Genomic DNA, 12,262 nt, shown 5'->3' with positions numbered 1-12,262 from the left:
GGGGGCGACGTTACGGCGGCGGCCGGAGTCCTGCTGGAGCACGCGTGGTGGACGGGCGGTCACCGGTGACCGCGGTGGGCTTGGCCGGGCTTGCCGTACGGACTGGAAGGGATGGACGGACTGGAAGGGATGGACGGGTTGGAAGGGATGGACGGGTTGGGCGTGGCGGAGATGGAAGGAGCAGACGGGGCAGGAGGGGTCGGAGCCGGCGGGGTGGAGGGGACGGAATGGGTGGTGAGGTGGGCGGCGAGCAGCAGCAGGTAGGGCTCGCCGCCGGGCGGGGCGACCAGCTGGAGGCCGATGGGCAGTCCGCTGGAATGGCTGCCGTAAGGCAGCGACAGGGCGGGCCAGCCCGCCAGGTTCCACGGGGCGGTGGCGGGGCCGCTGCGGACGTTGACCAGGACGTTGCGCAGCAGCCCGCGCGAGCCCCAGCGGTCCGCGGGCGGCGGGAGCGTGGCCAGGGTCGGGGTGAGTAGCACGTCGGCGTTGCCGAACCACTGGTCGGCGCCGTAGTCGCGCCAGCGCTCGCGGACCCTGCGGCCGTCAAGGCCGAACCTGCCCAGCACGCGGCCCGCGCGGGCCAGGGCGCGGGTGCGGCGCTCCATGAGCCCCCTGTCCAGGTGGGCGGCCTCGTCGGCCGCGCACGCCAGCCACGTCGCGACGGCCGACGGCCCGAGTTCGGCGGGCAGCCGCTCCGGGTGTTCGACGACGGTGTGACCGGCTTCGCGCAGCCGTTCGGCGGCGGCGACGGTCGCCTGGGCGAACTCCGCGTCCATGCCGAACCCCGGCGGCAACGGCTGCGGCGCGTAGGCGACGCGCAGGCCGGGCCGTACCGGCGCGAGGGCGCGGGGCGGTCTGAGCAGCCAGTCGTCGTCCTCGGAGTCCTCATCGTCGTCCTCGGGTAACGCGGGCGGCCATTCCCTCCATGCGGTGGCGAGGCCCGGCTCGCCCGCCAGCACCGACAGCGCGAGCGCCAGGTCGGCGGCCGAGCGTGCCAGCGGCCCGTTCTCCGACATTCCCCGCCAGTCACGCGTGGGCGGCGGCACCACCCCGGGGCCGGGCTTGAGCGTGAACACCCCGCAGCCGGCGGCCGGGATCCTGAGCGAGCCGAGCCCGTCGTTCCCGAGCGAGACGGGCACCATGCCCGCGGCCACCGCCGCCGCGCTCCCGCTCGACGAACCGCCTGCCGTGCGCGCGGGGTCGTGCGGGTTCCTGACCGTCCCGAACGCGCTGTCACCCATCCCGACCAGGCACAGCTCGGGCACGTTCGTCAGCCCGACCACGACCGCGCCGGCCGCCCGCAGCCGCGCCACCGCCGGGTGGTCCCCCTGCGCGAGCGCCGCCGACGTCGCCCTCGACCCGTTGCGCGAGCACTCGCCCTCGACCGCCAGGTTGTCCTTCACCGCGACGGGCACGCCCGCCAGCGGCAGCGCGTCCAGATCCGCCCTCTTCTGTACGGCGCGCGCCTCGTCGACCGCCTGCTCCCTGACGATCCTGAACGCGCCGACCTCGACATCCCGTTCGGCGATCGCGCGGAGATGCTCCTCGACGACCGCGATGGCCGATGCCTCCCCCTGGCGTACGGCCGCCGCGATCTCGATCGCGGACCTGCCTGCCCACACCATGAACCGATTCTGTCCTCAGCGGAAGGCGTCCACCAGAGGCGGCGTCCGGCTACTATCCGTCACGGTCCCGATGGGGGCTCACGGGGGACGGCGGAGCCGCAGGGCCGGCGGGGTCACGACCGGGGCTCCCTGCCCGCCTGCCTCAGCGCCAGGCGCAGCGCGTACTCGATCTGCGCGTTGACGCTCCGCAGGTCGTCCGCGGCCCACTTGGCGATCGCCTCGTGGACCGCTGGATCGAGCCGGAGCAGGAGCTTCTTCCGCTCGGACGCTCGTGCGCCCCGCGTCGTCGGACCCTGCTCGTCGTCCGTGTCAGGCATACAGGCTGCCGGTGTTCACCACCGGCTGGGTCGCCCGGTCGCCGCAGAGCACGACCAGGAGGTTGGACACCATCTGCGCCTTGCGCTCCTCGTCCAGGTCGACCACGCCCTCGGCGGCCAGCCGGTCGAGCGCGAGCTGGACCATCCCGACCGCGCCCTCGACGATGCGCGTGCGCGCCGCGACGACCTGGGCGGCCTGCTGCCGTACGAGCATGGCCTGCGCGATCTCGGGGGCGTAGGCGAGGTGGGTGATGCGGGCCTCCAGCACTTCGACGCCCGCCAGCTCCGTCCGGTCCCGCAGCTCCGTCGTCAGCTCGGTGGCCACCTCCGCGCCCTCACGCAGGCTGGTCCGGTCGGGCTCGTGCGAGTCGTACGGGTGCGTGGTGGCCAGGTGCCGCACCGCGGCCTCCGACTGGATCGCGACGTACTCCTCGTAGTCGTCGACGGAGAACGTCGCCCTCGCCGTCTCCACGACCTTGTAGACGACCACCGCGGCGATCTCCACCGGGTTGCCGTCGGCGTCGTTGACCTTGAGCTTGGCCGTCTCGAAGTTGCGCACCCTGAGTGTGATCTTACGCTTGCTGGTGAACGGCAGGACCCACTGGAACCCCGCGTCGGCGATCGAGCCCACGTAGCGTCCGAGGAACTGGACGACCTTGGCCTCGTTGGGGTTGATCACGGTGAAGCCGGTCAGGACGACGACCGCCACCACGGACCACGCGATCGCGAGGACGGCCGTCATGGCCTCGCCCCTTCCCAGGCCGACGACGGCGGCCAGGGCGCCCAGCACGATCAGCACGGCGAGGACGAGGAAACCGTTCAGCCGGAAAGCTCTTCTCTCCATCCACATCCTCCTGGTATCGAAGTGATATCACCACGATAGCTCACCCGGCAGCGCGGCGCGCACCCCCAAGCAGCCCGCGGCGGTCGTCTGGCCTCGACCCGGGCCTCTTCCTCGAGCGATCGCTGAATGTCGGTGGTCTCTGCTGGGATGAGCGCGACATGACCGATGTGCAGGAGTGCCCCGTGAACCATGACGTCTGGAAGCCGTTCTTGAAGCGCTGGAGTGAGGAGTGGCTCGCGGTCCACGACGTGGAGCCACGCTCGGCGTTCGAGGAGCCGGTCATCGACGGTTGGCTGGGCTTCCCGCCTGCCTCCGCCGCGCAGGTGGCCGCGGCCGAGGCGCGGCTGGGCCGCAGGCTGCCGCCGTCGTTGCGTGAGTTCCTCCTGGTGACCGATGGCTGGCGGGACGCCGGCTCGTTCGTCAACCGGCTCCGCGGCGCAGACGAGCTCGGGTGGCTGCGTGACCTGGACCCGATGTGGGCCGAGATCTTCGAGGACGTCTACGGAGAGGAGGACGAAAGCGGCGAGCTTGCCATGCTGCGGCGGGCCTTGCTGATCTCGCTGGAGGCGGACGCGGGCATCCTGTTCCTCGACCCGGAAGACGTGGATGAGCACGGAGAATGGGCCGCCTACGAGCTGTTCTCATGGAGGGCCACGGGCCCGGAACGGCACGTCTCCTTCTACGAGCTGATGTACGACCTTCATGCCGGCTTCCACGCGCTGGACCGCCCGCAGTGTCAGACCCAGCGTGAGTGGGACGCGAGAATCGAGCAAGCCCGCCGGTCGAGCCTGGCGGGTGAGGTCGACGGGCCGCTAGCGGTGCTGGAGGAGGCCGCGCGATTCGGCCGCGACCGCGCCGAGGTCCTGCTGTTCCAGATGGCGGTCATGCTGGGCTCCACCGACGCAGGTGAACGGATCGAGTCGGCATTGAGGCGTGGCGACGCTCCTAGCCGGCACCTCGACGCTCCCCTCCTCTTGGCCGAGGTCCTGCCTGTCCTCTTCGCCGAGCACGAGCGCATCGACGATGGGTGCCGTTCCCGTTCCACTCTCGCCAGGTTGGCGGAGCACGGGCCCGAACCTGTCCAGCGACTGATCGCCGACTACCGGCGGCAGGCGAGCGCGCTGGGCTTCCAGGTTCGGTTCGGCGGCACGGAGTTCGACGCCGCGGTGCGCGCCGCGACCGCCGACCCCGTCCGGGACGATGCCTGGCCGCGCCTACGAGACGCCCTCTCGATGTGGCGTCCGCGAAGCGACGACCATCTCGCCCCCATCGCCCTGCTGGCCGACCCCCAGGTAGCTCGGCTGATCACGCCGGAGCGAGGGCGAGAGATCCTCGCCATGCGACGCGGGTGACGGCTCTGATCAGGCACGCCGGCTCCTCAGGATCCCGCACGATCGAAGATCCCCGAAGAGGGTGGCCGGGGTCAGAGGCCCATGGGGATCGGTTCGGCGAGGAGGCCGTCCGTCAGGAGCGACCGGAGCCTGTCGGCGAGGGCGCGCGGCGAGAAGACCTCTTCACCGCCGTGGGCCGCGATGTCGGCGACCGTCCACCACCGGAAGCGGGTGATGTTCTCTGCGGCCAGTTGCCGGTCCGTCCACGACCCGCGGGGCGCGAAGCGCGGCGTCCGGATCAGGAAGTAATCATTGATCACGCCGTCATGCCCGTCCGCGTAGTCCGGGCCCCGTACCTCCTGATGCCACACGTGGAGGGGATCGTCGCGCAGAGCGAGACCGACTTCCTCGTCCAGTTCGCGCCGAAGAGCCGTGAGATCGGACTCACCGGGTTCCACCCCGCCGCCCGGCATCGCCCACACGACGGGCCCGCCCCTGGACGTCAGATCGTGGCAGCAAAGGAGTACGTGGTCATCCTCATCGACCAGGATGGCCCTGACCGACCGGCGCAGCTCTAATCTCGGCACGCCGAAACCCTACCGAAGCGGCGTCGACAGGTGAGGCGAAGCGAAGGCCCGAACCTGTGGAAAACCACAGGTCTATCCGGGTATGCGCATCATTACGGCGGCCAGGCGACGGAACCTAACGTTCCTGCCCATGACGGGAAAGTTCTTCGACGTCCCACGCCGCGTGCTGGCGGGGATGTCAGCCCTGCTCGCGCTGGCCGGAGTGATCATATTGACCGCGATGACGGACAGCACGGCGCAGCCGCGCCCCGCCTCCGCGCCGGGCGGGGAGTTCAGCGCCGAACGGGCGCTCGCCCACCTCGAGAGCTTCGCCGCCGTGCCGCGCCCCCTCGGCAGTCCCGCAGGCGACCGGGCCAGGGACTACCTGGCTGGGCAACTGCGCGCGGCGGGACTCGAGGTCGGGATCCAGCGTTCCGTCGGGGCGTGGTCGTCGACGGGCCTGGCGACGTTCGGCCAGGTGGACAACATCGTGGCCACCCTGCCCGGCACGGACTCGACGGGCACCGTGCTGATCGCCGCGCACTACGACTCCGCGGCCATGGGACCGGGCGCCTCGGACGACGGCGCGGCGGTCGCGGCGATGGTGGAGACCGTGCGGGCGCTGCGGGCGGGCGGCGGGCTGCGTAACGACGTGGTCCTGCTGATGTCGGACGGCGAGGAGGACGGCGTGCTGGGCGCCGAGGCGTTCGTCCGGGAGCACCCGCTGGGCCGCAAGGGCGGCGTGCTGCTGAACTGGGAGGCCCGCGGGGTCGGCGGCCCCTCGCTGATGTTCCAGACCTCGAGGAACAACGCGGGGCTGGTCGAAGCGTTCGTGAACGGCGTGCCGCGTCCGCGCGGCGACTCCTCGATGGGCGAGCTGTACCGGCTGCTGCCGAACAACACCGACTTCACCCCGCTGACCAAGGCCGGGTTCACCGGCTTGAACTTCGCCTACATCGAGGGCTCCTCGCACTACCACACCGCCGGCGACTCCATCGCGAACCTCGACCGCGGCAGCCTGCAGCACCACGGCGAGAACATGCTGGCGCTCACCCGAGCCCTGGGCGACGCCGATCTGCCCGCGCTGGCCTCCGACCACGACGTCACCTACTTCAGGGTCTTCGGGACCATGGTCACCTACCCTGGCGGGCTCGTCTGGCCGCTGGCTGTGCTCGCCGTACTCGCGGTGGCGGGGCTGGCGCTGCTCGCGCGCCGGATGCGGCTGGCCGGCGTTCCCCGCCTGCTCGCCGCAGCCGTCTCGGCCGTCGTGCCGCTCGTGGTGTCGGTGGTCCTGGCGCAGGCGCTGTGGGAGCTGCTGGTGGCCTGGCGGCCCGAGTACGACGGGATGGGCGGGCTGCTGCACCGCCCGCAGGGGTTCCAGGCGGCCATCGTGGCCCTGTCAGGTCTGGCGCTGCTGAGCTGGTACCTGCCGCTGCGGCGCAGGCTCGGGCCCGCGGCGCTGGCCGTCGGCGCGCTGGTATGGCCGGCCGGGCTCGGCGTGCTGTGCGCCCAGGCCGCGCCTGGGGCGTCCTACATGTTCGCGCTGCCCGCGCTGTCCTGCGCGCTCGGCGGGCTGGCCGCTCTCCTGCTTCCCGGGCCCGTGTGGGGGCGGGTCGCCGCGACGACGCTGGGCACGGCGACGGCCGCGATGCTGCTGCCCGCCCTGGCGGGGAACGCCTTCGACGGGATGGGGCTCGCGCTCGGCGGCGCGCCGGGGTTCGTGCTGGCGCTGTTCGGGCTGACGGCGCTGCCGGTCGTGGAGCTGTTCCTGCCCGGACCCGACCGCGGGCCGGGCCGCGGCATCATGGCCACCGTGCCCCTGGCGGCCGCGGGACTCGCGGTGGTGCTGACCGGCGCGGGACTGGTGACGGACCGGTTCGACGCCGAGCATCCGCGGCGCACCCATCTGGCGTACGTCATGGACGCCGACACCCGCGACGCGCGGTGGGTCAGCGCCGACACCGATCCCGGCGAGTGGACCAGGCGGTACGTGTCCGGACGCGACGTCACGGCGCTGCCCGAGGGATACGCGCGGGGCACGCTGTGGACCGGCGCCGCACCGGCGGTCCAGGCCGACGGCCCCAGAGTCTCCGTGCTCGCACGCCGCGGGGACACGTTCAGGCTGCGCGTGACCGCCGGGCGGGGCGCGCGCTCGGTCACGCTGCGACTCGATCAGCCGATCACGGAGGTGACGGCGTCGGCCGCCGAGATGGACGCGGTGACCGTCCCCGTCTCGGGCACGCGGGTCAACACCTGGCCGGCCGAGATCCGCTTCCGCGGCATTCCCGCCAAGGGCGCGCTGATCACGGTACGGGTGCCGGGCGCGGGCCGGGTCCGCCTCACCGCGATCGCCGAGACGGACGGCCTGGCCGCGGTGCCCGGCTTCACCCCCCGGCCGCCGGGCCTGGTGGCGGCCACCCGCGAAGACGGCGACCTCATCGCGATCACCCGCACCTTCACCCTGTGACCCCGGCCGCCCTGCGATCTTCCCCGGCCTCACCTGCCGCAATTCAGGCATGTTCGTTGTCACAGTGACCTACACGGCACCGCTGAAAGACGTGGATCAGTGGCGGCTCGGCCCACGGCGACTGGCTGAACGAGCTCATCTCACGACGGCTGTTTCTCGTGGCCGGGCACCAGGTGCCCTTGACCGGCGGCGTCTGCCGCCACCCGGCCCAAGGCCGTGCGTCGGGTGGCGGCGGGCGTGCCGTCCCTTAGACGCCCGCCGGATGCCAGACCGTCTTGGTCTCCAGGAAGGCCGTCATCCGGCCGATTCCCGGGTCCGCGCCCCAGTCGCCCTCAGCGGGCCTGAGCACGCGCTTGAGGTTCTCGGCCGCCTCCTGCTCGCAGCGTAGCGCCAGGTCCGTGTCCGTCACCCCGGTCAGGTCGAGCCCGTTGACGTCCATGTGGGCCGCCAGCCACGGCGCGATCTCGGCCTGGTGCCCCGTGAGGACGTTGACCACCCCGCCGGGCAGGTCGGAGGTGGCCAGCACCTCGGCCAGCGTGATAGAGGCCAGCGGTGACCGTTCCGACGCCACGACCACGCACGTGTTGCCCGTGACGATGACCGGTGCGACGACGGAGACGAGCCCGAGCAGCGGGTCAGCGGGCGCGATCACCGCGACCACTCCGGTCGGCTCGGGCGAGGACAGGTTGAAGTACGGCCCTGCCACGGGGTTGGCCGACCCCCGCACCGAGGCGATCTTGTCGGACCAGCCCGCGTACCAGACGAGCCGGTCGATGGCCGCGTCCACCTGCTCGAGCGCCGCCTTCTTCCCGCCGCCGATCTCCTCGGCGAACTGGGCGCGGCGGCCTTCCAGCATCTCGGCGACGCGGTAGAGGATCTGCCCCCTGTTGTACGGCGTGGCCGACGACCATCCGGGGAACGCCTTGCGCGCGGCCGTCACGGCGTCGCGCGCGTCCTTGCGCGAGGCCCTGGACGCGTTGGCCAGGAAGTCGCCCTTCGGGGACGTCACGACGTACGACCTTCCGCTCTCGGAGCGCGGGAACGCCCCGCCGATGAACAGCTTGTAGGTCTTGCGAACAGTCAGCCTGCTCATCGCTTCTCCTCCGCCGGCCGTACGGGAACGAAGATCTGACCGCAGCGGCTGACTCCGCAGCGGTGGGCGAACCAGCCGGTCCGCACGGGGCGGCCCGCGCGGGCGTAGGCGTGGCCGCGGGTGGCGTGGGCGCGCCTGGCCCGCCTGCGCCGCAGGCGATGATCACACATCAAGGTAGGCCTCCAGACCCGCGAGACCGCCTTCACGGCCGTACCCCGACTCCTTGTAGCCGCCGAAGGGCGAGGTCGGGTCGAACTTGTTGAAGGTGTTGGCCCAGACGACGCCGGCCCGCAGCCGGTCGGCCATCCACAGGATGCGCGACCCCTTCTCCGTCCACACGCCGGCGGACAGGCCGTAGGGCGTGTTGTTGGCCTTCTCGACGGCTTCGGCCGGGGTGCGGAACGTCAGCACCGACAGCACGGGGCCGAAGATCTCCTCGCGGGCCACGCGGTGCGACTGCGCCACCCCCGTGAAGATCGTCGGAGGGAACCAGAAGCCCTTGTCGGGCAGCGGGCAGACGGGCGACCAGCGTTCGGCGCCCTCCGCCTCCCCCGCCTGCGACAGTTCCTTGATCTTGGCGAGCTGCTCGGCGGAGTTGATCGCCCCGATGTCGGTGTTCTTGTCCAGCGGGTCGCCGAGGCGGAGCGTGGACAGCCGGCGCTTGAGCGAGTCGAGCAGTTCGTCCTGGACCGACTCCTGCACCAGGAGCCGCGATCCCGCGCAGCACACGTGTCCCTGGTTGAAGAAGATGCCGTTGACGATGCCTTCGACCGCCTGGTCGATCGCGGCGTCGTCGAAGACGATGTTGGCGGCCTTGCCGCCGAGCTCCAGCGTGAGCTTCTTCGACGTGCCGGCCACCGTACGGGCGATGATCCTGCCCACTTCGGTGGACCCGGTGAAGGCGACCTTGTTGACGTCGGGGTGCGCGACGACGGCGGCGCCGGTCTCGCCCGCGCCGGTGACGATGTTGACGACGCCGGGCGGCAGCTCGGCCTGCTGGCAGATCTCGGCGAACAGCAGCGCGCTCAGCGGCGTGGTCTCGGCGGGCTTGAGCACCACCGTGTTGCCGCACGCCAGGGCGGGGGCGATCTTCCAGGCCAGCATCAGCAGCGGGAAGTTCCACGGGATGACCTGACCCGCCACGCCCAGCGGACGGTCGCCGAAGCCGGCGTAGGCGAGCTTGTCGGCCCAGCCCGCGTAGTAGAAGAAGTGCGCGGCGACGAGCGGCACGTCGACGTCCCGCGACTCGCGGATCGGCTTGCCGTTGTCCAGCGACTCCAGGACGGCCAGTTCCCGCGCCCGCTCCTGGATGATCCTGGCGATCCTGAAGAGGTACTTGGCGCGCTCGGAGCCCGGCAGTGACGACCAGACGCCGAACGCCTTGCGGGCCGCCTGCACCGCCCGGTCCACGTCGTCAGAGGAGGCCGAGGCGATCTCGGCCAGCGTCTCCTCGGTGGCCGGGTTGACCGTCTTGAACGCGGGCCCTGTGCCGTCCACGAACTCGCCGTTGATGAACAGCCCGTACGACGCCTTGATGTCGACGACGTCACGCGACTCGGGTGCGGGGGCGTACTCGAACACCATCGTCATCAGTCCAGGGTGAAGTAGTCGGGACCGGCGTACCGGCCTGTGGCGAGCTTCTGCCGCTGCATGAGCAGGTCGTTCAGCAGCGAGGAGGCGCCCAGCCTGAACCAGTCGGGGTTCAGCCAGTCCTCGCCGACGGTCTCGTTGACCAGCACGAGGTTCTTGATCGCGTCCTTGGTCGTGCGGATCCCGCCCGCGGGCTTCACACCGACCTGGCGGCCGGTCTGTGCCCGGAAGTCGCGCACGGCCTCGAGCATGACCAGCGTCACCGGCAGCGTGGCCGCGGGGGCGACCTTGCCGGTGGAGGTCTTGATGAAGTCGGCTCCGGCGATCATCGCCAGCCACGAGGCGCGCCGTACGTTGTCGTAGGTCGCCAGCTCGCCCGTCTCCAGGATCACCTTCAGGTGGGCGTCGCCACAGGCGGCCTTCACCGCGACGATCTCCTCGAACACCTTCACGTAGTCGCCGGACAGGAACGCGCCCCTGTCGATCACCATGTCGATCTCGTCGGCGCCGGCGGCGACGGCCAGCGCGGTGTCGCTCACCTTCACCTCGAGCGAGGAGCGGCCGCTGGGGAACGCGGTGGCCACCGAGGCGACCTTCACCCCCGAGCCGCGCAGCGCCTCGACCGCCACCGGCACCAGGTCGGGATAGACGCAGACCGCGGCCACCTTCGGCGCTCCCGCGGCGGTGTACATCGCCTTGGTGCACATCGCCTTGACCTTGCCGGCGGTGTCGGCGCCCTCCAGGGTGGTCAGATCGACCATGGAGATGGCCAGGTCGATGGCCTCCGCCTTGGCGGTCGTCTTGATGGAGCGGGTGGACAGCATCGCCGCCCGCTGGTCCGCGCCCACCCGGTCGACACCGGGCAGGCCGTGCAGGAAGGCTCGCAGAGTGGCATCGGAGGAGGCCACGTCCACGAGCGAGGTAGTCACAGTTGACACCATCACAGCATCGCCGACCGGGACGGGTAGTTCCAAACCGGACCTGCCGGAATGTTCATTGATAGGTCAGCACCAATTGCCGTACCCCCGTGGGGGCTCCGATCTCCACCGTCGCCCACATCCGCGTGGTGCCCGGCACGTTGGTCAACCCTCTGATCTCCGTGCGCGGCGCGCCGGGCGAACGCAAAGGGATCTCCGACCACGCGCCGTCGACGAAGCGGACAAGCGCCCCCGACTGCCGTGGCCGTGCCGCGCCTAGCCACAGTCCGCTCCCTCCGTCGGTGGCCACGTATGTATAGGTGGTCGAGAGCGCGCGGTGGTCGAGCCGCTGCCATGACGTGCCGTCCCAGCGCAGGACGACCGCCTCGAGCGGCAGGCCGCCCACCGTGATCGCCCCGACCGCGTACCCCAGCCCCTCGTACGGCATGGCGATGTCGTTGAGCTCCAGGTAGCCGCCCATGGGCAGTTCCATCGCAGGAAGCGGCGTGCGCGTCCACTGCCTGCCGTTCCACCGCAGGATGGAGGCGACGCGCTCGCCGTCGTAGCCGAGCTTGTCCTCGCCGGGGCTGCTCAGCGCCCACACCTCCCGCGCGGACACAGCGGCGAAGTCGCTGATCGGGTACGGCGCGGCCACCGTCTGCCATGCCGTACCGGACCAGTGCCAGAGCTCGTCCGTCATGCCGCGCGGCCCGAACCTGAGCCCCGCCGCCCAGCAGTCGCCGGCGCCCGTGGACGCCGCGGCCGTCACATGCGCGGACTCCACGGCGATCGGCAGGCTGCTCCACTGTCCCTCCACGAACCGGTGGACCTCGATCTGGTCGGGATTGTCGGCGAACCTCCAGCTCACCCCAGGTCCTGGGGAGGTGACCAGGTACGGCATGGCCTGATCGGCCTCGTCCTGCCATGTCACGCCGTTCCACCGCATGAGCGGCAGTCCCGGGCGGATGACCCACGCGTCGTCCGGGCCGGTGGCGCCCACCTCGCCCACACCACCCCAGACGCTTGCCTCAGCCGTGGCCGAGACGCGCCATTCGCGGTCCTGAGCTGCGACGGGGACGCCCGCGACGAGCAGCGCGCCTACCGTCGCGGCGATCATCCATAGCTTCACGCCGCACCATCGTGGCCTGTCTAAGGCGGCACTCAGGCGTGTCCTAGGTAGTCCTAAGCCGAAGGTTCGGCAGAGATAAGGCATCCGACCGATGCCGCGGGGTGGGCCTTAGGGCGAATCTTAAACATGTCAGCAAAGAGCAGGAGAAAGCAGCTATGAACCCCGAACTTGAGTACCAGCTCATCCAGTCCCACACGCAGGAGCTCCGCCAGGCGGCCGCCGCCCACCGTCGAGTACGGGAGGCCCAGAAGTCCGGCGAGACCGAGCGTCGCCACCGCTCGGTCTTCGGCAAGCTCCGCAAGGCATGACCACCGCAAGAGAGCCCGGCCGCATCCTCCCTCGCGGCCGGGCCTCACAACCCCCCTAATCACCAAGGGTCATAT

General features: G+C 71.2%; 11 protein-coding genes and 1 pseudogene. 3 read left to right on the top strand and 9 right to left on the bottom strand.

Annotated elements, in window-relative coordinates; all coding sequences use genetic code 11:
- Nucleotides 1-59: 59 nt before the first annotated feature.
- The 3 genes and pseudogenes from AC3EO4_RS32805 to AC3EO4_RS32795 form a co-directional block, all read right to left on the bottom strand.
- Entirely contained in the window at nt 60-1,625 is a 1,566-nt protein-coding gene (locus AC3EO4_RS32805) for an amidase (protein WP_431899251.1), read from the bottom strand.
- A 116-nt stretch (nt 1,626-1,741) separates the two neighbouring features.
- Nucleotides 1,742-1,942: pseudogene (locus tag AC3EO4_RS32800) on the bottom strand (type II toxin-antitoxin system antitoxin); the annotation flags it as partial.
- Nucleotides 1,935-2,786 carry an SPFH domain-containing protein gene (locus AC3EO4_RS32795; protein ID WP_379569636.1) on the bottom strand — a complete coding sequence of 284 codons (852 nt, stop codon included), beginning with the start codon at nt 2,784-2,786 and terminating at the stop codon, nt 1,935-1,937. The pseudogene AC3EO4_RS32800 and the gene AC3EO4_RS32795, both read right to left, overlap by 8 nt.
- A gap of 182 nt (nt 2,787-2,968) precedes the next feature.
- Here AC3EO4_RS32795 and AC3EO4_RS32790 point away from each other — a divergent pair, with 182 nt between their 5' ends.
- Entirely contained in the window at nt 2,969-4,138 is a 1,170-nt protein-coding gene (locus AC3EO4_RS32790) for an SMI1/KNR4 family protein (protein WP_379569637.1), read from the top strand.
- Between the two features lie 71 nt (nt 4,139-4,209).
- On the opposite strand, the gene AC3EO4_RS32785 is transcribed toward AC3EO4_RS32790, so the two are convergent.
- The gene (locus tag AC3EO4_RS32785) at nt 4,210-4,704 is read right to left on the bottom strand and encodes an NUDIX hydrolase (protein ID WP_431899250.1); all 495 of its coding nucleotides are present in this window, start codon (nt 4,702-4,704) and stop codon (nt 4,210-4,212) included.
- A gap of 130 nt (nt 4,705-4,834) precedes the next feature.
- On the opposite strand from AC3EO4_RS32785, the gene AC3EO4_RS32780 reads away from it, so the two are divergent.
- Entirely contained in the window at nt 4,835-7,150 is a 2,316-nt protein-coding gene (locus tag AC3EO4_RS32780; protein ID WP_379569641.1) for a M28 family peptidase, read from the top strand.
- A 247-nt stretch (nt 7,151-7,397) separates the two neighbouring features.
- On the opposite strand, the gene AC3EO4_RS32775 is transcribed toward AC3EO4_RS32780, so the two are convergent.
- From AC3EO4_RS32775 to AC3EO4_RS32755, 5 genes are read right to left on the bottom strand one after another with little or no spacing between them, the layout of a single operon-like run.
- The gene (locus AC3EO4_RS32775; protein ID WP_379569643.1) at nt 7,398-8,243 is read right to left on the bottom strand and encodes an aldehyde dehydrogenase family protein; all 846 of its coding nucleotides are present in this window, start codon (nt 8,241-8,243) and stop codon (nt 7,398-7,400) included.
- Nucleotides 8,240-8,413 carry a hypothetical protein gene (locus AC3EO4_RS32770; protein ID WP_379569645.1) on the bottom strand — a complete coding sequence of 58 codons (174 nt, stop codon included), beginning with the start codon at nt 8,411-8,413 and terminating at the stop codon, nt 8,240-8,242. The genes AC3EO4_RS32775 and AC3EO4_RS32770 overlap by 4 nt, the downstream gene beginning before the upstream one ends.
- Entirely contained in the window at nt 8,406-9,827 is a 1,422-nt protein-coding gene (locus AC3EO4_RS32765; protein ID WP_379569739.1) for an aldehyde dehydrogenase family protein, read from the bottom strand. The genes AC3EO4_RS32770 and AC3EO4_RS32765 overlap by 8 nt, the downstream gene beginning before the upstream one ends.
- A 5-nt stretch (nt 9,828-9,832) precedes the next feature.
- Nucleotides 9,833-10,774: a deoxyribose-phosphate aldolase gene (gene deoC / locus AC3EO4_RS32760; RefSeq protein WP_431899248.1), complete on the bottom strand. Its 942-nt coding sequence runs from the start codon at nt 10,772-10,774 to the stop codon at nt 9,833-9,835.
- Nucleotides 10,775-10,826: 52 nt separating this feature from the next.
- On the bottom strand, nt 10,827-11,879 hold the full coding sequence (locus AC3EO4_RS32755; protein WP_431899247.1) for a hypothetical protein: 1,053 nt from the start codon (nt 11,877-11,879) through the stop codon (nt 10,827-10,829).
- Nucleotides 11,880-12,034: 155 nt separating this feature from the next.
- On the opposite strand from AC3EO4_RS32755, the gene AC3EO4_RS32750 reads away from it, so the two are divergent.
- Nucleotides 12,035-12,187, top strand: coding sequence for a hypothetical protein (locus tag AC3EO4_RS32750; protein ID WP_379569651.1), 153 nt, complete (start codon nt 12,035-12,037; stop codon nt 12,185-12,187).
- Nucleotides 12,188-12,262 lie beyond the last annotated feature (75 nt).

This window comes from Nonomuraea sp. bgisy101, assembly GCF_057708945.1.
The sequence above is the reverse complement of the archived record's forward strand: the minus strand, read 5'-3'. Positions and strand labels throughout refer to the sequence as shown.